Origin of the sequence: Meiothermus sp. (genome assembly GCF_026004115.1) — a bacterium.
GTDB lineage: Bacteria > Deinococcota > Deinococci > Deinococcales > Thermaceae > Meiothermus.
Genome location: NZ_BPIM01000001.1, coordinates 2,185,240 through 2,204,373, shown reverse-complemented (window position 1 = coordinate 2,204,373; position 19,134 = coordinate 2,185,240). Strand labels below are relative to the sequence as shown.

The window sequence follows — 19,134 nt, the reverse complement described above, 5'->3', positions numbered from 1 at the left end:
GCCCACAAAAAAGGTGGGCCGAAGCCCACCCTCCAGCCCGCTTTGCCCTTATGGACTGGCAAAACTATCCTCGACCACGATCACCTCGAGGGTCTCGCCGGCCAGCAAACCCACCGCAAACACGCTATAAACCTTGCCGCCTTCAAAAGCCACCCCCTCGAGCGGCAGCGCTACCGTGGTGGTGCCGGTGGGACGTACCTCAAGGTTGTAGGCCGCAGCCGGCACAATGCCGTAGCCCGAGATCTGGTTGAAGGCCAGGTTGCGGAACAGCACCGGCCCGCCCTTGAGGGCCACATCTACCGCCGGAGCATCCGGCGAGGCATGGACGATGCGAACCTTGGCCACCCCTTCGGCAGGGGCAATGCGGTCTTCGACCAGTCGGGCCTTAAGGCTCGAGGCCGTACCCAGCGCCATGACCGTGTAGTACTTGCCTACTTGTACGCGAATGGCTACGTCGGCAACCTTGGCCGGGTTCTGCCCCGTGGTCTGAACGGTCAGGGTCAGGCTGCCAGCGGGCACTTCGGCGTAGTAGGTTACGTCTTTGAAAGCCTGGGCCTCGAAAACTTTGTTGCCCCCCGAGACGATATCCACCGCCGGCGCATCGGGAACCAGGTGGGCAAACCGCACATAGGCCGTACCTTCCTGGGCCAGCGCAACACCCAGTACCACCAATAGACCTGCGATCCACCTCATCCACCGCATAGAACACTCCTTTCTACCGCTAGGGTTATAAGCTTGCTAGGTCATCGTATCGTGAGAAGCATTCTTCTACAACCTCTTTGGATTACAGAGCAAGCTGACCAGACCAAGGTATGGGCGGCTCATCCACCCCATCCTGCAAAACAACAAACGCCCCTGAGCGTTGCCCAGGGGCGTTTGCACAATGCGCGCTGCTACTTGGGCAACAGAACCGTGTCAATAACGTGGATGATGCCGTTGCTGGCCTGGATATCCACCGCCGTGACCGTGGAGTTGCCGTTCAAAACCACCTTGCCATCCTTGACCGCGATGGTCACGTTCTGACCCTCTACGGTTTTGGCTTCCTTGAGTGTGACGACTTGGCTCGAGGGCACCCGTCCGGCCACCACATGGTAGGTAAGCACCTTGGTCAGGGCTGCTTTGTCGGCCAGCAGCTTATCCAGATCGGCCTTGGGAATCTTGGCGAAGGCTTCGTTGGTCGGTGCAAAAACCGTGAAGGGGCCAGGGCCCGACAGGGTCTGGGCCAGTCCAGCCGCCTGCACAGCCGCCAGCAAAGTGCTGAAGTTGGGGTTGGTGGCCACAATTTGCGCGATGGTCTGGTTCTGGGTGGCGCTCTGGGCGTTGGTGAGGGTTAGGCCTAAAGCGGCCAGGGCCAGACTACCTGCTACCAGTAGGGCTTTGATCTTCATATGCTGCCTCCTTGTACAACTTTGTATTGGGTTAGAGGGCAAGTATTCAACCCCGGCCTGTGCCGATATTCATCGGCCATTGGCTGTAAAATCACTGCCCTCTCAACCTCTAGGTATAGGGTATACGTAGAACATTAGTAGAATATTTGTCTAAAATACGTTCAAATTTGTAGGGCATGAAACACATCAAAGCCCAATAGGAATAATCCTTGAAGCACAATAGCGAGCCCAAACCCCTTATACATCGGTTCTTGTCGCATGTTCAAGATGAGTCCTACCGTTATATACAGGGTATCCAGACCCGCATTAATCCACAGGAGTTGGCGCAGGCTGGCGGGGTTGGGCTCGGCCCCCAGCCAGCCCCCGTAGGCAATCGCCGCATTCACCCATGCCCAGACCCCGGTCATAAACCAAAAGGGCCTCCAATAGCCATGCCGAGTGCGCCACAAACCGAAAATAGCGCCTGCAAAGCACACCAGCGCCCATAGCATTAGTTGCTGGGCGATGCGTTCGCCTACCAGCTCACTCAAGTCTTCCTCCTCCGGGCCCAGGCCCGGCAGCGTTCCGAACAGTACATCACATCTGGCCAGTTTTGAGCCCATTTCTTGCGCCACTGAAAAGGCCTACTACACACCGGACAAACCTTGATGGGCAGGTGCGCCTTGAAACCTTTGTATCCCATATCAAGCCTATATATGCCCTGGACGTCGCGCATTACCGAGTTCCTTTGCTGCTGGGTTTCGGATCTAATCTTCTAAGCGCTTAGAAGCTTATTAGGAGCCACCCGGCTCATTCTCAGGAGGTCTTGGGGCCACCCGTTGAAAGCTTTGGTCAGGGACACCGGCCCCGGTTTTCCTGGCGATTTTCTCCGCCGCGGCCAGGTAGCGCTTGCGGGCCAGCTCTAAATCCAGCACCGGGGCTTTGTAAGGATGGGGCTGTCCGCCCGACTCGGGCACCCAGCGCCTGAGCCATGCCCCGCCGGGGTCGTGGGTCTTGGCCTGGGTGATCAGGTTAAAGACCCGAAAGTAGGGTGCCGCATCTACTCCCAGCCCCCCCGCCCAGTGCCAGCCCTGGAGGTTGGAGGCGTTGTCACCATCGAGCAGCAGGTCGCGAAAAGCCCGTTCGCACTGTTGCCAGGGCAAGAGGGCCAACTTGACCGCAAACTGGGCTACCACCATGCGGCCCCGGTTAGACAAAAAGCCCGTGGCCCGCAACTCACGCATACAGGCGTCCACCACCGGGATGCCGGTGTGGCCCTGTAGCCAGGCTGCAAAAAGCTCGCGGTCATCGTTCCAGGGGAGGTCGTCCCAACGGGGGTCAAAAGCCGAGTGAAGCATCTGGGGGCGGTGGTAGAGCAGATCGCCGCTAAAGTCGCGCCAGCACAACTCGTTCACCCATTTGCGAGCGCCCTCGCCGCCAATTTGCAAGGCTCTCCGAGCAGCCAGCCGGGGCGATAACACCCCCAGGGTGAAGTAGTAGGAAAGCCTCGAGACCCCTTCTCCAGCCAGCCCGTCGCGGTTCTGGTGGTACCGAGACAGTTTGTTCTGCAAAAAGACCTCGAGCGCACCCAACGCGGCCTCCTCCCCTGCAGGCGGGAGCGGTATGTCCGAGGCCTCCTCGGGGATGATGCCTGGGTTGAAGCCTAACGGAAGGGTCACATCCGGAAAGTGGGCGGGTGCTTCAAGCAAAACCGGCTCGCGGGCTGCCCACCAGCGTTTGGAGAAAGGCGTAAAAACGGTGTAGGGGCCACCATCGGGCTTCAAAATGCTGCCGGGTTCGTGGATGTACTGGCCCTCCAACCACACAATGCGACCAGGCAGGGCCGCAGCCACCTTCTGATCGCGATAGCGAGCATAGGGAGTCGAGTTCCGAACTGCGTAAACCCGGTTCACCCCCAACTCGCTGATAGCCTGAGGCAGCACCTCCCAGGGCTGGCCGCTGCGCACCAGCAGGGTTCCGCCCCGCCGTGCATAGGCCTCGCGCAAAGCCGCGGTGTTCCGAAAAAACCAGGCCCGCCGGCGGGGGGTGGAGTTTCGCAAAATGTTAGGGTCAAACACCACCAGGCCCACCGCAGGACCCGCTTTCAGCGCTTCACTCAGGGCAGGGTTGTCGTGCAACCGCAAATCGGCGCGGTGCCAGATCAGGTTCATAAGCCTGTTTTTAAAGGCAAAAGCTATGAACTGCACCGGCCTACCCTACAAACCGCCGCGCAAAGCCCGCACAACCCCAGGCCTGGGAATATGTCACCAGTTTGAATAGTATGTGGGCCATGATCGTAGACGCCCATCTCGACCTGGCCCACAACGTAGTAGACCTGGGGCGCAACCTCACCCTGCCGCTGGCGGAGCTGCGCCAACAGGACACCCATCCCGATGTGCCGGTCGTGACCCTGCCAGCCTTACGGGAAGGCCAGGTCGGCATCTGTTTCGCCACCCTCTGGGTGGATCCGCGCAAGTACACCGACCCAGAGAGTGCTCACCAGCATGCCCTGCGGCAACTCGAGGTGTATCTGCGCTGGGAAGAACAGGGGTGGATTCGCATTCTGCGCGACCAGGCCAGCCTGCAAAGGCATCTGGCGTTGTGGCCGGAGGACCGCGTGACCGCCCTGGTCATCCTGATCGAGGGCGCCGAGTGCATCCGCGAACCAGGCGAGGTGGGGTTCTGGAAGGCCCAGGGGGTGCGGCTCATCGGCCCTGCCTGGAACCGCACCCGCTACTCGGGCGGCACCCGTGAACCCGGCGGCCTGAGCGAGCTGGGATTCGAACTGATGCACGCCATGGACGAGAACCGCCTGGCCCTGGACTTCTCCCACATGGACGAACAGGCCCTCTGGCAGGCCCTAGAGGTATTTGAGGGGTCAGTTTGCGCTACCCACAGCAACCCTCGGGCCTTGCTGGGGGGCGAAGAGCCCCCTTTTGCCAACCGCCACCTGAGCGATGCCATGATCCGGGCCATCGGGCAGCGGGGCGGGGTAATTGGCACGGTCTTGTTTGGGTTTTTCCTGGATCACACCTGGCAGCGGGGCACCGAGCGGGTGAAGCTGGACGTCGTCGGACGGCACATGGCCCACACCGCTGCCTTGGTTGGCTGGGACAAGGTGGGCATCGGCTCCGACTTCGATGGCGGTTTTGGTCTGCACGAAAACCCCGAGGGCCTTAACCAGCCGGCCGACCTGCACAAAGTCGGTGAACTGGTTCCCGCACCTTTCCGACAAGGGGTGCTGGGCCAGAACTGGCTGCGTTGGTTGCAAGGCGTCTTGCCATTTTGAATCTAAAATCTGACAAGCCGTGGTATAACGGGGGCTGTGAATCTTTCTAGCCTGTGGATCGGACTGGTAGCGGGGGCCTTTGGGGGGTTGGTAGGTCTGGGCGGGGGCATTGTAGCGGTTCCGTTGATGGCCACCTTTCTTAAGCTAACCCAGCACCGAGCCGTGGCCACCAGCCTGGTTATGGTGGTATTTACCGGCCTGGCCGGGGCCCTCACCTATGCCACCCAGGGCACGGTGGACTGGCTGGCAGCCTTGCTGATTTTCCCCAGCGCTATGGTCACGGCCAACTGGGGCGCGCGCTACGCCAACCAGTTGCCGGAATGGAGACTTAAGCGGGTCTTTGGCTGGTACCTGGTGGTAGTAGCCCTGAGCCTGCTGCTTAAGCCCTATATTCCGCATGTCGAGGAGCCCCTGCAAGGCTGGCTGCGGATTATTCCTCTCATCTTTACGGGGGCGGCTGCGGGCTTTGCCTCGGGCCTGCTGGGGGTGGGGGGCGGCACCATCACGGTGCCCATTATGGTTTTGCTGGTGGGCCTCGAGCAGCACACTGCCCAGGGTACCTCCCTGCTGGCCATGATTCCCTCGGCCCTGGTTGGGTCTTATACGCACTACCGCCACGGCAACCTGGCCCAGGAGTATGTGCCGGGGCTGGTGGTGGGCATTTTGCTTGGGGCTTTTGCGGGGGGTCTGGTGGCCAACCAGCTACCTGAATTCTGGCTACGGTTAGTATTTGCAGTGGTGTTGATCTGGACGGCCACACGCTACATCGGCGCCAAACCTAAGCCGATAGTTGAATAATCTCGACTCACGTGCTGGTGCTCTGCGTAATGCGGCCCGCCGTGAGACAACAGTTACCATATACGCTAGACTCTTGTTTGGGAGTTGATTTTTTTGAGTTTTTTTAGGCAGTCCACCATCACTTTCTGCATTCTTCGATCAGGCGCTAGATTATGAGCGATACCGCGATTCGCAGGGCTTTGCTGGTCGGCTTATTGTTGCTGGGGGTCTTGTTGGCAACCCTCACCCGGCAATCGGCCCCCACCTTGCCAGGTGAGTTTGCCGCCCGCACTGCCCCTTTGTTTGGCTATTCCTTTCGCCTGGGCCAGAATGTCAAGGCCAGCCTGGCTGCTATTTTTGACCGCCGTGACCTGCGGGCCGAACAACGTAAGATGCAAGCCGAGTTGCAACAACTCCAGCAAGAAAACCAGCGCCTGACGCTGGAAAACCGCAAGCTTCAGGCCACCCTGCGGGTACAGACTGTGCAAGGTTTGGGCGTGGTAGCGGTTGCGCCGGTGATTGACGATGATCCCTCGGGGCTTTATCGCAGGCTTTATCTGGGCGCCGGTTCAGCCCAGGGTCTGCGGGTCGGCATGCCTGTCACGACCGCCAGCGGACTGGTAGGGATCATCACCGAGGTCACACCAAACAATGCCGTGGTTCGCACGGTGCTCGACCCCGAATCGCGGGTGGGGGTACGGCTCGCAGGCGCCCCAGGGCGTGGTATTGCTTATGGTGCCCCCCCAAGCATGCTGCGGGTTGAGATTGCTCCCGAAGCCAGCGTCAAACCTGGCGACAAGGTGGTGTCGGGCGCATTGCAAGGACTTTACCCTGCCGGTATTACCGTGGGCACCGTCGAACAGGTGCTGCCCATTTCGCCCGGTGCCCTAAAAAAGGTCCTGATGGTACGGCCCGCCGTGCAGCTCTCACTGTTGGAAGAAGTGCAGGTGCTCAAGCCGCTATGAACACAAAGCCTCACAGACCTTGGCACAGCAAGGGTTATAGCGACAGCTTTGGGCTGTCGGGAAAGACCCAAAAGGAACGCAAATGCGATCGGTGAACCCACTTTTCATCGTCATCCGTGTATCGACTGGATCAGCCCTTTCCCAGCTATGCGAATTATTCTAATTGCAGTTTCGGCTTTTCTCCTCCAGGGCTTTGTTTCTGGGTTGCTGGGCGATAGCTTTACACCCCCCGATTTGATTTATCTGGCCACCCTGTTACTGGTGGCTTCAATATCGCCTTATGTGGGCTTGCCTCTGGCCTTTGCCCTAGGGTTGCTGCAAGACCTGCTTTCGGCAGGGTATCCAGGATTGCATGCGGTGGGACTGCTATTTGCCGCCTATGCTTACTACCGTCTTTCGCGGCTGGTACATTGGGACGAGTTGGCCGGGCAGGTCGTCATTCTGGGGGGCAGCTTCGTAGCCAAGTGGTTGGGTATCTTGCTGGTAGCCTACTGGTTGCGGCTCTCCAACTTCAATCCTCTCACGCTGTGGTCGGTTATTCTACCGGAGATGCTGCTGACCCTTCTGATCGCGCCTTTCGTTATCCGACTCTCTCAGCAGCTTTTTGCAGTTCGCAGCAAATAGGAGTACCGCGTGAACAGCCGTGTCTGGATCCTGCTGGGGCTTTTCTACCTCATACTGATGCTGTTTGTGGGGCGGCTGTGGCAGTTACAGGTGGTGCAGTACGAGCAGTATGCCACCCGCAGCCAGGGCAACTACCTTCGTACCGAAACCTCGCTAGCCCCCAGGGGGCGCATTCTGGATCGAAACGGGCAGGTAATCGCCACCAACCGACTGGCGGTGGATTTGATTTATTTGGGTGGGGAAGTACATTTCAAGGAGCGCATTCTGGCGCTGGCCGGGCTCAAGGAACTGCCCAAGGTGGAGCGGGAGCCGCAGGAGCTGATGGTCAATATTCCAGAGGTACTGATTCCCACCCTGGCCGAGCTGGCCGCCGGGGAACCCAATCTGAAGCTTCTGGAGCGTATCGAGCGGGTTTACCCCAACCCCATCGCGGGGCCGGTGATTGGATATACTGCGCTGCCCACCCAGGAACAGCTCCAGGAGGGCTACGACCCCGAGGAACTGGTGGGAGCGGCGGGCCTCGAGGCGGCCCTGGAAGCCCAGCTCAAGGGCATCAAGGGTGTGGTGCTGGCCGAGGTGAATGCCCGGGGCCAGCGGGTGCGCTACGAGGAACTCAAAGAACCGCAGGCCGGCACCGATGTGTACCTGACCCTCGACCTGAACCTGCAACGGGCTGCCGAGCAGGCGCTACGGGAGGGGGTGGAGGACATCAACCGCATCCGCCTTCGCAATGGGCTTCCGCTGGCCCGCCAGGCCAAGGGGGCCATCGTGGCCCTCGACCCGCGCAACGGCGAGGTACTGGCCATGGCCACTGCCCCCGCCTTCGACCCCAACCTGTTTGGCCGCAGACCGCGCCCCAACGACAAAATCCGCGAACTGTTTGCCGACAAAGACCGGCCTACCCTGAACCGGGCGGTGAATGCCTATCCACCGGGCTCTACCTACAAACTGGCGACCTCGAGCCTGGCCCTGGAAAGCGGCTATGTCACCAGCAACACCGCTTTCCGCTGTAGCCCCTACATCGTTTTTGGCGGCATTCGCCGCAACTGGGCCCGGGTGGACATGGGCATGATGACCGTCAAGGAAGCCATCGCACAAAGCTGCAACACCTGGTACTACCAGGTGGCCATGCTCGACCCCATCGGCATGGTGGACAAACTCCACAAGCGGGCGCTGGAACTGGGGGTAGGCCGCTCGACCGGGCTGGAAATCGGCGAGCAAACCGGCATTGTGCCCACCCTGCAATGGAAGCGCCAGAACATTCCTAAAGACCCCCGCTGGTGGCCGGGCGAGACCCTTTCGATTGCCATCGGGCAGGGATACAACAAGGCCACCCCTGTTCAGATTGCCCGTATGCTCGCTACCATTGCCCAGAGCGGTCAGCAACCTGAGCTACACCTGGTTCGCCGGATTGGTAATCAAGAGGTAAGGCGGCCCACTACTTTTGTGCCGGGGCGCTACTGGAATGAACTACAGGAAGGACTGCGCAAAACCGTCACCTGGGGTACCGCGCGGCATGTGCTGGGCAATTTTCCCGTAGCCACCGCAGGCAAGACCGGTACTGCCCAGAACGAAACACTCACCCCCGGCCTCGAGCACGCCTGGTATATGGGCTACGGCCCGGTAGACCCCAGTGACCCCCGGCCCCCGCTGGTGGTAGTGGCCTTCTTCGAGAACGGAGGCGAGGGCAGTGGGGTAGCCCTGCCCGCTGTGCGCAAGGTCATGGCTGCTTACTGGAAAGTGGGGCAGAGTTTCGCGGCCCGCTAGGCTGGGTTATACCGGATTCAAAAAGACAGTTTACAAAACCAAAAACCCCAGAGGTTGTCTTTTTGAATCCTAGAGCACTCCCTTCGGTCGGGTTAGTTCGTCACCCTGCGGTGACGAACTAACCGAATCTGGTATTACCCCCAGTCGGGTCAGAACCAGCGCCGCCACCCGCTCGCCCCCCAGCGCCACCGCCGGCACTGACTGCCCGGGAAAGATGGTCTCCCCTACCCGCCACAGGTTGGAGTAGGGCGTTCTGGGGCTGGGGGTGCGGAAGGGGTGTACCTGTGGATACCCCCCCACCCAGCCGTCCCGTCGGCGGGTGTAAAAGTGATAGGTGCGAGGGGTTCCACCCAGCACAAGCACTGCCGACTCCAGGAAGCCGGGGATCAGCCGCTCTACCTGTCGCAAAACCCGTTTCTGCCAAACTTGTTTCTGGGCCTGATAGGCTTCTTTGGATAAGCCCCGCCACTCGACCAGCCGGGTATGCACCGAGGCCGATAACACCCGCAAACCCGCCGGGCCGCGCAAAGGATCACCGGCATCCGCCAGGCTCACAAACGTCCAATCGCCTTCCCCCGCCCACTGCCGGTAGGGGGCGCCCGGTGGAACCACGTCCTCGGGCACCACAGCGTGCAGCATGAAGGCCCCCCAGCCATCGGCTGGTGGGTTCTGCTGGGAGCCGCCGGGGATGAGGGCCGCCAGGTCGCCGGGGGTCAGGTTGGCGATGAAGAGGTCGGCCTCGAGCACCTCTCGCTCCCCGCGTCGCTTCCCACCCAGCGCAACTTCCACGGCCACAACCCGTCCCTTCTGAACCTCCAGTTTTTCCACCCGGTGGCGGTAAAGCACCCGACCCCCGTGCTGGCGTACGGCCTCGGCCAGGGTCTCGGGCACAGCGCCCATCCCCCCCATAGGCATGGCCGGGCCCCGGTGGGGCAGATCCAGGGCCGCCGCTCCAAACAGCGCGTAGGTGCCCTGGGCATCGGTTTGAGAGGCAATCAGAAGCTGGGCATCCAGAAAGCGCCTGAATGACGGATGAGAGGGCGCATGGGCCCCCGTGCGGCGCAGCAAATCGGCCAGAATTCCCGGTAAATCGGCCAGGTGCTCCAGTGCCCAGGGCAGCCCCTGCTGCACCATACGCCGCAACTCGAGCAAGTCGGCCGGTGGAAACGGCAAACCCTGGGCCAGTTTCCACAGGGCATGAGCCCGCCTTTCTTGCCAGGTCCAGAACCGCAGCACGGTTTTGCCAAATGCCTCCCGCTGTGCTTCCAACTCGTGGGCCCGACCCACCGGACGGGTCACGACCCGGCCATCCGGCAGCCAGACCTCCATCAAAGGTTCGCCCGGGGCCAGCTTGCGCACAGGAAAACGAACGCCCAACTGGCGCTCCAGTCGGGTAAAAACCCCCGCCTCATCAAAACCGGCCAGCAAGGTTGCACCTGCATCGAAGCGAAAACCCTGGTGCCAGAAGGTGCCTGCCGAGCCGCCGGGGTAAGTGTGGTGCTCGAGCACGGTAACCTCGAGGCCCGCCTGCGCCAACAAAGCGGCGGTAGTAAGACCCCCGACCCCCGCACCGATCACCACTACTTTCATCAACTGTTATTTTGCGATTCCAGGCGAACAAAGACTTGCGGAATGGTTACAGTCTCTTGCCTTTTTGAATAAGGCATTAGCTCAAGAGTGTGCATTCGGACACTCAGACAGCAAAAGTAAAACTCACCGCTTCAGTTCACGCACGTACGCCAGCACCGTATCGGGGTCGCGGAAGGGATTCACGTTGCGCCAGATGCGCTCGATGCGGCCCCTGGGGTTAACCAAAATGGTGTCGCGGTTGTAGAAGCCAAAAATCCCACCCACCTTGAAGAGCCTGGCCAGGGTGCCATCCCGGTCGGGCAGCATGGCCCCTTTGAGTGCCATCTGCTCGATGAAGGCGCACTGGTCGGCGGCAGGGTCGGCACTTACCCCGAAAATTTCCACACCCAGCTTCTCGAACTCGCCATAAAGCTCGGCATAGCGCTTGCCCTGGGCGGTGCAACCGGGCGAGCTGGCCTTAGGATAAAACCAGAACAACAGATATTTCCCCTCCCTGGCCGTAGCCGCCAGGTCTACAGGCTTACCAAAGGAGTCCTGCACTTTGGGCAAGGACACCGGGTCACCGGGAGCCAACGCCAGCACCGGGGCCAGCAGCAAAAGCAAAAACCACAAAAGTTTCATACCCTAGAGTGTGCCCGCACCAGACCAGGGGTTGCTGTGGGCCAGGCTTCAAGTTTGGTTAAGTCCGGGCTGGGCAAGAGCAGCGCCCGCTTTCGACTTCAGGTATTGCAGCACCACCTTGGCGTCTTGGAAGGGGTTGACGTTGCGCCAGATTTTTTCGATCCGGCCCTGGGGGTTGATCAGGATGGTGTCGCGGTTGTACATGCCCAGCAGCAGACCAAAACCGAGCCACCCCCCCACCCCAAACGCACGCCCCAAAGAGCCAGACCGGTCGGGAATCATGCCGCCTTTGAGCGCCAGTTGGTCAATAAAGCTGCACTGGGCCGAAGCCGGGTCGGCACTTACACCAAACACCTCTGCACCAAGCTGCCTGAAGGTTTCGTACAGTTCGGCGTACTGTTTCCCCTGGGCCGTACAGCCCGGGGAACTGGCTTTAGGGTAAAACCATAGTACAATGTAGCGCCCCTGCTGCACCAGTTCGGCCAGGTCTATGGTTTTGCCAAAAGCATCCTGCACCCGGATCAGTGGAGCTGGGTCACCGGTCTTCAACTTCATGTGCCCAGTATGGCGTTTTTAGCAAACCCCGGGTGTGGGTCAGGGCAAAATTAGCCGCTTGCAGATTTCTCAATCAAAGGCCTGGGCCGAGAGGTCTATGGGCGCATTGACCTTGGCTTTCTGGGTATTGTGCCAAAAGGCGATACCCCGTAAAGGGGCATAGACTTCCAGGCTCGGAAGAGACTGACCGCTTAGCTTGACCCGGTGAATCCTGGTGCCGCCCCGGCGGATGGCGTAGATGGTATCGTCCAGTACCACCATCTCCACCTGGCTGGTGGGGTCTTCGCCATCGGCCACTGGCAGCGGCAGCGAGAGCAAGACTTCGCCCTCGAGCGAGAGTTTGCGAATTTTCTGGCTGTCCGCGTCGTAAATCAAAAGCTGGTCGTCGGGGGTCAGGCCCAGGCCACCCAGCAGCCGCAGTTCTTGCGACTCCCGGCTTTTGCGAAAGGCGTAGCGCGAAACGTACTGTCCGCTATGATCCAGGCGCTGTACCTGGCGATTGCCGTAGTCGAGGACGAAAATATAGTTGCGGCTGGCCAGCATGGCCCGGGGCGATTCGAAGGTGCCCCGGCCCTGCCCAGAACCCCCAAAGCGGGCCACGGGGTTACCTTCCAGGTCGAAGCGGGTAATGGTACAGGCCTCACCATCCAGCACCAGCAGGCCATCGGGCACCGCCGCCAGCGAGATGGGATAAAGCAGTTCACCCAGCTTCATCCCATAGGGCGCAATCGAGTGGGTGATCTCACCCTCCACATCGAAGCGGTGTACCAACCGTACCGCACCACCGCCATACTCGAACAGGCTAATCCAGAAGCCGCCGTCTTTATCCACCGAAATGGAGAGCGGGGGCGAGGGGAACATACCCCGCCCGCTGCCCACCCCACTCCACATCCGCATCAGGGTGCCATTCAGGTCCATCAGGCGCAGGGTGCCCTTCTTGGTCTCCACGGCCAGGGCCAGGTAGAGGGGGGCAGTAAGACCCGGGTCTTCCTGCCACTTACCGCGCAACACTTCCAGCACTGCCTCCAGACCAGGGCGTTTTTCCGGGTCTTTTTCCAGCATGCGGTAGACCAGATCGGAGAGCACCTGCGGAATATCCGGGTTAACCTGCTTGGGCGGGGTGGGCATCTGGGTAATCTGTTGATGGATGACCGCCTCGTAGGCCCCCTGGAAGGGGGGTTGACCGCACAGGGCTTCGTAGAACACCACCCCAAAGCTGTAAATGTCGGACTTGTGATCGATGCGCTGGCCCTTGGCCTGTTCGGGGCTCATGTAGACCGGGGTACCGATGCGGGCCCCGGTGATGGTCAGGCGGGTCAGCACCTTACCGGCGGCAATCCCGAAGTCCATCAGGCGCACCCCCCGAGGATCCACGCTGCCATCGTCACGCACGGCATTCTTGAGCACCATGATGTTGCCGGGCTTGATGTCGCGGTGAATGATGCCCTGCGCGTGAATGTGCTGGAGGGCCTCGGCTACCCGGCTCATCACTTCCACGATGCTCCTGATCCCCAGGCGCTTGTTTTCGATCAAGCGATCCAGCCCCTCACCATCGAGAAATTCCATGGCGATGTAGTGGGTATCGCCCTGGTTGCCGTGGTCATACACCTTTACGATGCCCGGATGGTCGAGGTGGGCCAGCAGTTCGGCCTCGCGGTGGAAGCGTCGTACAAACCGGGGGTCGCCAATGTATTTTTCCTGGGGAATTTTGAGGGCAATCAGACGGCCATCTTTTTTGCTGCGACCCTTGTAAACCGTGGCCATACCACCGATGCCGACCTTTTCCTGGATATCGTAGAGGGCCTCGAGGCCAGTGACGCTGTTCCCGAGCGATACCTTGGGGTTGGGCTTGGTCTTGGGGGGTCGGGGTGCGGGCTTGGGGCGGGGTTTGAAGGCCACCCGGGTGGATTTAGGAGCCCACATCGAAGCCAGGCCCAACAACAGGGCCGTAGCCAGCACCAGGGGCTGAGCCCCCAGCACCACCAATCCACCCAGCACCAGCGCTACCAATGCCAGCATCATCCAGGTACGTCCTACGCGCAAGATCAGAGCGGCGGAGATGCCGACCAGCAACAAAGCAATCAGGTAGCTCATTTGAACCTCGCAGCAACCACCGTGATGTTGTCTGTTCCACCACGCACCAAAGCCTTGCTGACCCAGCTCTCGAGAGCCGACTGCAAATCGCCGGTAATGTTCCATTCTTCCGGGGGCACCAGGCCATAGAGTCCATCGGTGGCCAGCACCAGCACCTCGCCAGGAGCAAAGTTCACCGAGATAATGTCGTGCCGGACATCGGACAGCCCCAGGGCTTGGGTCAACATGTGCTTCCAGGGGTGGTCTTCGGCCTGGTCGGCGGTGAGTACCCCCTGGCGCACCTGCTGGGCCACCCAGGAGTGATCCTGGGTCAACATCGTCCAGCGGCCCGAGGAGTAGCGGTAGGCGCGGGTATCGCCCACGTGCCCAATCACGGCTTGCCGGTTCCATTCGGTCAGCATGACGGCGGTGAGGGTGGTGCCCATGCCCTTGCGTGAAGGCACCCGCTCGCCTTCTTGTACGATCCGCCGCTGGGATAGTTTGAAGGCCTTGTCCATGACCAGGTTGAGCCCCACCCCAGGGCGACCCGTAGCGGCGTGTTCGGCGTAGGATTTGGCGGCGGAGCTAACGCCTTCAATAGCCAGCTTGCTGGCCAGCTCACCCGCTTCGGCCCCCCCCATACCATCGGCCACGGCCAGCAAGACCAGGTTGCCGGCGGGGGTCGGGTGTACGGCAACGCGGTGAAAGTCCTCGTTGTTTCTACGACGACGACCAATATTGGATTCTGTGGCAATTTCAAGCCGTGCCAATCGCATGACACCTTATAATACCGTCTGAATGAAGGCAGGCCTGGTTGAATTACTCGAGCTATATGAATACAAGGTAGACGACCTTGTAGCGGGCACCGAACCCAAAGGGGGGATGGCGGGCCTGACCCGTCTGCGCCAGACTTTAATCCAGTCCAACCTGCCGGGCCCGCTGGCTAAGAAGTTTCGCGATATAGATGCACGTTTCAAAGCCCACCGGCCCGGTTACAAGACCGCCGTGGACGAGGGCAGCACCCCCGATCTGGGCACCATCCTGGTTGAAGAGGACAGCCCTGCGGCCAGCCCCGAGCGCGAGGCCCTGGAAAAGCTGGCCGAGGCCGTGTACTGGAGCCGGCTCGAGCGCGACCTCCTGCGTACCGCCAAGTCGTTCAATCATGGCAAGCGGGACGAGCTGCGCATGACCTATGCGATCCTGCAAAACCTCGAGGCCTATTCCAAAAGCCCCCAGTTTGCTCAGGACTACAACCTCTCGCGCTTTGTGCTGGCCCACCCCATTCCCAGCGTCTCCGATCCCAGGGTACATCTGGAGGACCCCGTCGTTGCCAAAAACATGCTGATGGAGCTGTTCCGTGAGGCCTTTGCCCTTTCAAGTAAGCTCAAACTGCCGCCGGAAGAAACCGTGCCTTACATAAGGCGCTTTGCCCGGCGAGTGCTGGAAAGCGAAGGTTCGCTCCGCACCAGCATTCGGGGGCCCAGTCTCGAGACCCTGCGCCGGGCGCTCGAGGAGGCCCACCGCCAGAACCTGAGCATTGGGGAAATTCGGGCCCTGGAGGAGCGTCTCCAGGCCGCCGCTGCCGAGGAGCGCCGGATGTCCTTGGTCATGGAGGACGACCGGGGGCGTTTTTCAGCGGCCATCGAACGCCTGACCACCCTGCTCTCCCGCTACCTGCCCAGCCCCAGGGGCGAGGCCAGTTGGCCGCATATCCCCCCCAAAATTCTGGGCAGCCAGAGCCCGGAGTATGGACTCCAGGCCGTTCCCCACGATGCCAGGGCCCTTAGTCTGCGCCTGATGCCGCAACGCTTTTACTTCTGGAACCACGAAATTGGCATCTCGCAGGCAGGCAAACTCTTTGGCCTGAGTGTGGGTGGACAAGAGCGAATGATCGAAGAAGGCGCAACTTTCAGCTTGACCCTTCCGGATGCCGAGCTACATGTAATCCGCTATCAGGACTACCTGCATTTGCGCATCGAACCCCGCGAGGCGGCCACCCTTTCCAACCTCCTGGCCGAAGGGCGGGTGATGACCTTCCTGATGTGGCCGGAAAACCACTTTGCCTACCTGCGCTTGCTACGGGCACTTTCAGCCCGGTTCAAGGGCGAGGTCAACTATGCCCTGTTCAGCCCCGAATCGGCTGGCAAATACGGCGAAGCCCCCATAGACAATCTCCAGGACTTTGCCCGCAAGGGCCTCGAGGTAGTCAAGGGCCGCATTGAAAGGAACTCGAGCTGGACAGCCTATCTAGCCGAAGTGGCGCGGGCGCTCGAGCTAGAAAGTTACGCCCAGGTCTTGCGGCTCGAGCTTTCCGAATGGCTGGGCTTTAGCCCCCCCTCCCGCGATACCCTGGGAGAGGATGTAGGCTCCACGACTGTGGGTGACAGCCCCAGCACAGTCAAGGCAGGTAGCGCTGTGCTTTCGCTGCGCTACCAGGATGATGCCGTGTATGTCTCTTCTACCGGGCTGGTACCTCGCAAACTACAGGATTTGATGATCTGGATGGTGCCCGAGGGAGGGTTGGTGCTGGCACGTGAAGGGGCACGGGTAGCCCATAGCCTGGTCATCATTCAACCTCAGAGCCAGGCCGTTTCTTGAGGCTCATTGCCGAACTCGACCGCTCAACGTTTACCAGCATGCTGCATCTCATAATACCGGATTCAAAAAGATAATCATCCAAACCAAAGATCCCCCCAGAGGCTATCTTTTTGAATCCTAGAGCACTCCTTTCAGTCGGGTTAGTTCGTCACTCAACAGTGACGAACTAACCGAATCTGGTATTAGACCCGGCTCTGGATCGCATATGGTAGATTCCAACGTGAAGATGCATAAATGCTGCCAAACTCAATCGCTGGCAATTCAGTGCACGCTGCCCACAAATGGTCGATAAAGCGATATGGACTGCATAAGGGCGGTCTGAAGGAAATAACCTTGGGGTGAGGTAAGCGCTAACATCATCTGGGAAGCGATTTGCCACTCGCATGTACCTCGAATCAAATCGCAAACCGCCCTGAACTGCAATACGACGCACCAGCAAAGCGGGAAGCTGCTTGAGCGCACTTATCATTATAAGACTGTACTCGGTTTATATTTACGATAAAAGATTGACAATGTATGATTGAGCAACTTATGTGGAGCGCATTACAACATATAGGATTTCGCTGGCTGTTTATATCCAGCCTGATATCGCTGGTTGGCAGCAAGATTCATCGCATCGCTTTGCTGTTTGTGGCCTATCAGGAAACCCAGAATGCTGTCTGGGTCTCCCTGATTCTGGGCGCACAGTTTTTGGCCAGCGCAGTGCTGGGGCCGCTGTTGGGGCCCCTGTCCGACCGCTACGACCGCCGTACCCTAATGGTTCTATCCGACCTGGTTCGAGCTCTTCTGGTCGCCTGCATACCGCTTTTTGCTATTGGCTCGATGCCCTTCTTGATGGTTATTGCCTTTCTGATGGCCGTTTTTGAGTCGCTGCATTACTCAGCCAGCAACAGCGCCATTCCCGACATGGTGCCCGAATCAGCACTCGATGGGGCCAACGGCCTGATGACTTTTGTCAGCCGCTTCGCCGATGTGGCCTTTGTGGCCCTGGCAGGGGTGCTGGTCGCAAATGTGGGGCCAGCCCCGGCCTTCTGGATAGATGCTACGTCTTACCTGATTGCCGCTGTGTTGCTGGCCCTTCTACCCCCGCTTCCTGGCAAGGCGGGCAAGAGCAACTACTTTGCCGCCGTGGCCGAAGGCCTGCGCCCGCTGTGGCAAAACCCCACCCTCAGCCGAACCATTGGAATATTGGCCCTGGCCGCTGCTTTTGGCTCGGTAGAGGCAGCCCTGGGGATTGTATATGCGGTGGGCGCCCTCAAAATTGGGGTACAGGGGTTTGGGGTGCTCGAGGGCCTGATGGCCGGAGGGGCCATTATGGGCTTGTTTGTGACCATACCTCTAATTAAACGCCTATCCCGCGAGACGGTGTTCCTGCTGGGGCTGGGAACATGGGGACTCTTTTTAGCCTCCACCGGCTTGTTTCCTTTTCCAGTCTGGGCCGGGGTTGCCATGGTTGCGCTGGGCATCCTGAACACCATGTTTATCGTACCGGCCCGCTCCATTATTCAACTGGCCGCACCGCCCGAGCTGCGGGGTCGCATCATGGCGGCTTTTGGAGCCACCATGCAAAGTGCGGTCTTGATCGGCACCTTTCTGGCCGGGGTTCTGGAGCCACGGCTGGGGGTACTGACGGTGCTGTACATGTCTGGTTTCGCGGTATTTTTGGCGGTCTTTACGGTGTTTTTATGGGGTGGCATCCCGCGCCAGCCCAGTGAAGCCAGACCGGGGTGATGGTATGGGGCGCTGCTTGATGCCATAATGGTGGATGTTGTTGTGGAGGCATAGATGAACATCCAGAAAATCATGAAAGAGGCCCAAAAAGCCCAGAAAAAAGCTGCCGAGGTACAGGAGAGGCTGGGCGGCATGATGGTGGTGGGCAGCGCTGGCGGGGGCCTGGTCGAGGTCACGGCCAACGGTCACGGGCAAATTGTGGGGGTCAAGCTCAAACCCGAAGCCGTGGACAAGGACGACCTCGAGGCCCTCGAAGACCTGCTCCTAGTGGCTGTCCAGGATGCCCAAAAAAAGGCCCACGACCTTTCAGAAAAAGAGATGAGCCGGGAACTCGGCGGCATCGGCAACATGCTGGGGGGGATGTTCTAAGCTGGCTGGTAGCTTATAGCCAGTAGCAAATGGCTAAAGGCTATCGGCTATCGGCCTTGTTATGCGCTACCCTGAGCGACTCCTCAAACTAGTGCGGGCCCTGGCTGGCCTGCCGGGGGTGGGCCCCAAAAGCGCCCAGAAGCTGGGGTTGTTTTTGGTGCAAAACCCCGATATGTCGGCAGAGTTGCTTGGCAGCCTGGAAGCAGCCCAGGCCCTGCACCCATGCCCGGTATGCGGCAATCTGGCCGAAGGCGCATTGTGCCCCATCTGTGCCGACCCCGAGCGTGACAAGACGGTGATCTGTGTGGTCGAGACCATCTCCGACCTCATGGCCATCGAGCGTAGCGGCGAGTACAACGGCCTTTATCACGTGCTGGGCGGCGCGCTCAACCCCCTGGAGGGAATTGGGCCCGAGCAACTTTATCTGGAAAAGCTCTTTTCTCGGCTGGAGGGTGTGGCTGAAGTCATTCTGGCCACCGGCATGACCGTCGAGGGCGAGGCCACCGCCGGTTATCTGGCCGAGCGCCTGAACCAGCAACACGTCCGCTCGACCCGACTGGCCTATGGCCTGCCGGTCGGAGGGAGCCTCGAGTACGCCGACGAAGTGACCCTGGCCCGGGCACTGGAGAACCGCCGCGGCTATCAGTAGCCCGTCCAGCGGTAATCTCCCATGTGCGCATCCCAGAGATAAAGCCGTGGCCAAGTCGGAGGACAAAACTGGGTGGACATCGCTTTGGACTGCCTGCTTGCGGTCAGGAAAGAAGCTGCTGGTGCTCGGAAGGTTTCTCATTCAAGTGCCCTCGCCACA

Annotated in this window: 19 protein-coding genes; 9 read left to right on the top strand and 10 right to left on the bottom strand. The window is 60.1% G+C overall.

The genetic code is table 11. The features are described 5' to 3' along the window. Positions 1–48 precede the first annotated feature (48 nt). The 5 genes from Q0X23_RS10720 to Q0X23_RS10705 all read right to left on the bottom strand — a co-directional run bounded on the left by Q0X23_RS10720 (position 49) and on the right by Q0X23_RS10705 (position 3,538). A complete protein-coding gene (locus tag Q0X23_RS10720) occupies positions 49–702 on the bottom strand; it encodes a DUF4397 domain-containing protein (protein WP_297860278.1) in 654 nt (217 codons plus the stop codon). Positions 703–893: 191 nt separating this feature from the next. Continuing rightward, a complete protein-coding gene (locus Q0X23_RS10715; RefSeq protein WP_297860277.1) occupies positions 894–1,388 on the bottom strand; it encodes a fasciclin domain-containing protein in 495 nt (164 codons plus the stop codon). A 161-nt stretch (positions 1,389–1,549) separates the two neighbouring features. Continuing rightward, positions 1,550–2,002: a hypothetical protein gene (locus Q0X23_RS10710; protein ID WP_297860276.1), complete on the bottom strand. Its 453-nt coding sequence runs from the start codon at positions 2,000–2,002 to the stop codon at positions 1,550–1,552. Then, entirely contained in the window at positions 1,915–2,103 is a 189-nt protein-coding gene (locus Q0X23_RS16165) for a DUF2256 domain-containing protein (protein ID WP_374707459.1), read from the bottom strand. Before Q0X23_RS16165 ends, Q0X23_RS10710 begins: the two co-directional genes overlap by 88 nt. Before the next feature lie 58 nt (positions 2,104–2,161). After that, positions 2,162–3,538 (bottom strand): deoxyribodipyrimidine photo-lyase, encoded by a 1,377-nt coding sequence (locus Q0X23_RS10705; RefSeq protein WP_297860275.1) that lies wholly within the window; start codon positions 3,536–3,538, stop codon positions 2,162–2,164. A gap of 119 nt (positions 3,539–3,657) precedes the next feature. On the opposite strand from Q0X23_RS10705, the gene Q0X23_RS10700 reads away from it, so the two are divergent. The 5 genes from Q0X23_RS10700 to Q0X23_RS10680 all read left to right on the top strand — a co-directional run bounded on the left by Q0X23_RS10700 (position 3,658) and on the right by Q0X23_RS10680 (position 8,789). Continuing rightward, positions 3,658–4,656: a dipeptidase gene (locus Q0X23_RS10700; protein ID WP_297860274.1), complete on the top strand. Its 999-nt coding sequence runs from the start codon at positions 3,658–3,660 to the stop codon at positions 4,654–4,656. A gap of 36 nt (positions 4,657–4,692) precedes the next feature. Then, entirely contained in the window at positions 4,693–5,454 is a 762-nt protein-coding gene (locus tag Q0X23_RS10695; RefSeq protein WP_297860273.1) for a sulfite exporter TauE/SafE family protein, read from the top strand. Between the two features lie 152 nt (positions 5,455–5,606). After that, on the top strand, positions 5,607–6,398 hold the full coding sequence (mreC, locus tag Q0X23_RS10690) for a rod shape-determining protein MreC (protein WP_297860272.1): 792 nt from the start codon (positions 5,607–5,609) through the stop codon (positions 6,396–6,398). Between the two features lie 147 nt (positions 6,399–6,545). Then, positions 6,546–7,022, top strand: coding sequence for a rod shape-determining protein MreD (mreD, locus tag Q0X23_RS10685; RefSeq protein ID WP_297860271.1), 477 nt, complete (start codon positions 6,546–6,548; stop codon positions 7,020–7,022). A gap of 9 nt (positions 7,023–7,031) precedes the next feature. Continuing rightward, a complete protein-coding gene (locus Q0X23_RS10680) occupies positions 7,032–8,789 on the top strand; it encodes a penicillin-binding transpeptidase domain-containing protein (protein ID WP_374707458.1) in 1,758 nt (585 codons plus the stop codon). 69 nt (positions 8,790–8,858) lie between these two features. On the opposite strand, the gene Q0X23_RS10675 is transcribed toward Q0X23_RS10680, so the two are convergent. From Q0X23_RS10675 to Q0X23_RS10655, 5 genes are all read right to left on the bottom strand, one after another. Beyond that, on the bottom strand, positions 8,859–10,379 hold the full coding sequence (locus Q0X23_RS10675; RefSeq protein ID WP_297860270.1) for an NAD(P)/FAD-dependent oxidoreductase: 1,521 nt from the start codon (positions 10,377–10,379) through the stop codon (positions 8,859–8,861). Positions 10,380–10,502: 123 nt separating this feature from the next. Beyond that, entirely contained in the window at positions 10,503–11,000 is a 498-nt protein-coding gene (locus Q0X23_RS10670) for a peroxiredoxin (RefSeq protein WP_297860269.1), read from the bottom strand. 48 nt (positions 11,001–11,048) lie between these two features. Further along, positions 11,049–11,555 carry a peroxiredoxin gene (locus tag Q0X23_RS10665; RefSeq protein ID WP_297860268.1) on the bottom strand — a complete coding sequence of 169 codons (507 nt, stop codon included), beginning with the start codon at positions 11,553–11,555 and terminating at the stop codon, positions 11,049–11,051. 69 nt (positions 11,556–11,624) lie between these two features. Further along, positions 11,625–13,649 (bottom strand): protein kinase, encoded by a 2,025-nt coding sequence (locus tag Q0X23_RS10660; protein ID WP_297860267.1) that lies wholly within the window; start codon positions 13,647–13,649, stop codon positions 11,625–11,627. Next, positions 13,646–14,404: a PP2C family serine/threonine-protein phosphatase gene (locus Q0X23_RS10655; protein WP_297860266.1), complete on the bottom strand. Its 759-nt coding sequence runs from the start codon at positions 14,402–14,404 to the stop codon at positions 13,646–13,648. Before Q0X23_RS10655 ends, Q0X23_RS10660 begins: the two co-directional genes overlap by 4 nt. A 22-nt stretch (positions 14,405–14,426) precedes the next feature. Between Q0X23_RS10655 and Q0X23_RS10650 the strand changes: the two genes are divergently transcribed. The 4 genes from Q0X23_RS10650 (at position 14,427) to recR (ending at position 18,975) form a co-directional block, all read left to right on the top strand. Further along, positions 14,427–16,226 carry a hypothetical protein gene (locus Q0X23_RS10650; RefSeq protein WP_297860265.1) on the top strand — a complete coding sequence of 600 codons (1,800 nt, stop codon included), beginning with the start codon at positions 14,427–14,429 and terminating at the stop codon, positions 16,224–16,226. 516 nt (positions 16,227–16,742) lie between these two features. Beyond that, a complete protein-coding gene (locus tag Q0X23_RS10645; protein WP_297860264.1) occupies positions 16,743–17,957 on the top strand; it encodes an MFS transporter in 1,215 nt (404 codons plus the stop codon). A 54-nt stretch (positions 17,958–18,011) separates the two neighbouring features. Beyond that, positions 18,012–18,326 carry a YbaB/EbfC family nucleoid-associated protein gene (locus tag Q0X23_RS10640; RefSeq protein WP_297860263.1) on the top strand — a complete coding sequence of 105 codons (315 nt, stop codon included), beginning with the start codon at positions 18,012–18,014 and terminating at the stop codon, positions 18,324–18,326. Positions 18,327–18,387: 61 nt separating this feature from the next. Further along, positions 18,388–18,975, top strand: a complete 588-nt coding sequence (gene recR, locus Q0X23_RS10635) for a recombination mediator RecR (protein WP_297860262.1) — start codon at positions 18,388–18,390, stop codon at positions 18,973–18,975. Positions 18,976–19,134: the final 159 nt, after the last annotated feature.

Coding starts and splice junctions, on each gene's coding strand:
- Q0X23_RS10645 (WP_297860264.1), top strand. CDS start 16,743: ATGATTGAGCAACTTATGTGGAGCGCATTACAACATATAGGATTTCGC.
- Q0X23_RS10700 (WP_297860274.1), top strand. CDS start 3,658: ATGATCGTAGACGCCCATCTCGACCTGGCCCACAACGTAGTAGACCTG.
- Q0X23_RS10640 (WP_297860263.1), top strand. CDS start 18,012: ATGAACATCCAGAAAATCATGAAAGAGGCCCAAAAAGCCCAGAAAAAA.
- recR (WP_297860262.1), top strand. CDS start 18,388: ATGCGCTACCCTGAGCGACTCCTCAAACTAGTGCGGGCCCTGGCTGGC.
- Q0X23_RS10705 (WP_297860275.1), bottom strand. CDS start 3,538: ATGAACCTGATCTGGCACCGCGCCGATTTGCGGTTGCACGACAACCCT.
- Q0X23_RS10670 (WP_297860269.1), bottom strand. CDS start 11,000: ATGAAACTTTTGTGGTTTTTGCTTTTGCTGCTGGCCCCGGTGCTGGCG.
- Q0X23_RS10655 (WP_297860266.1), bottom strand. CDS start 14,404: ATGCGATTGGCACGGCTTGAAATTGCCACAGAATCCAATATTGGTCGT.
- Q0X23_RS10650 (WP_297860265.1), top strand. CDS start 14,427: ATGAAGGCAGGCCTGGTTGAATTACTCGAGCTATATGAATACAAGGTA.
- mreC (WP_297860272.1), top strand. CDS start 5,607: ATGAGCGATACCGCGATTCGCAGGGCTTTGCTGGTCGGCTTATTGTTG.
- mreD (WP_297860271.1), top strand. CDS start 6,546: ATGCGAATTATTCTAATTGCAGTTTCGGCTTTTCTCCTCCAGGGCTTT.
- Q0X23_RS10715 (WP_297860277.1), bottom strand. CDS start 1,388: ATGAAGATCAAAGCCCTACTGGTAGCAGGTAGTCTGGCCCTGGCCGCT.
- Q0X23_RS10660 (WP_297860267.1), bottom strand. CDS start 13,649: ATGAGCTACCTGATTGCTTTGTTGCTGGTCGGCATCTCCGCCGCTCTG.
- Q0X23_RS10665 (WP_297860268.1), bottom strand. CDS start 11,555: ATGAAGTTGAAGACCGGTGACCCAGCTCCACTGATCCGGGTGCAGGAT.
- Q0X23_RS10675 (WP_297860270.1), bottom strand. CDS start 10,379: ATGAAAGTAGTGGTGATCGGTGCGGGGGTCGGGGGTCTTACTACCGCC.
- Q0X23_RS16165 (WP_374707459.1), bottom strand. CDS start 2,103: ATGCGCGACGTCCAGGGCATATATAGGCTTGATATGGGATACAAAGGT.
- Q0X23_RS10720 (WP_297860278.1), bottom strand. CDS start 702: ATGCGGTGGATGAGGTGGATCGCAGGTCTATTGGTGGTACTGGGTGTT.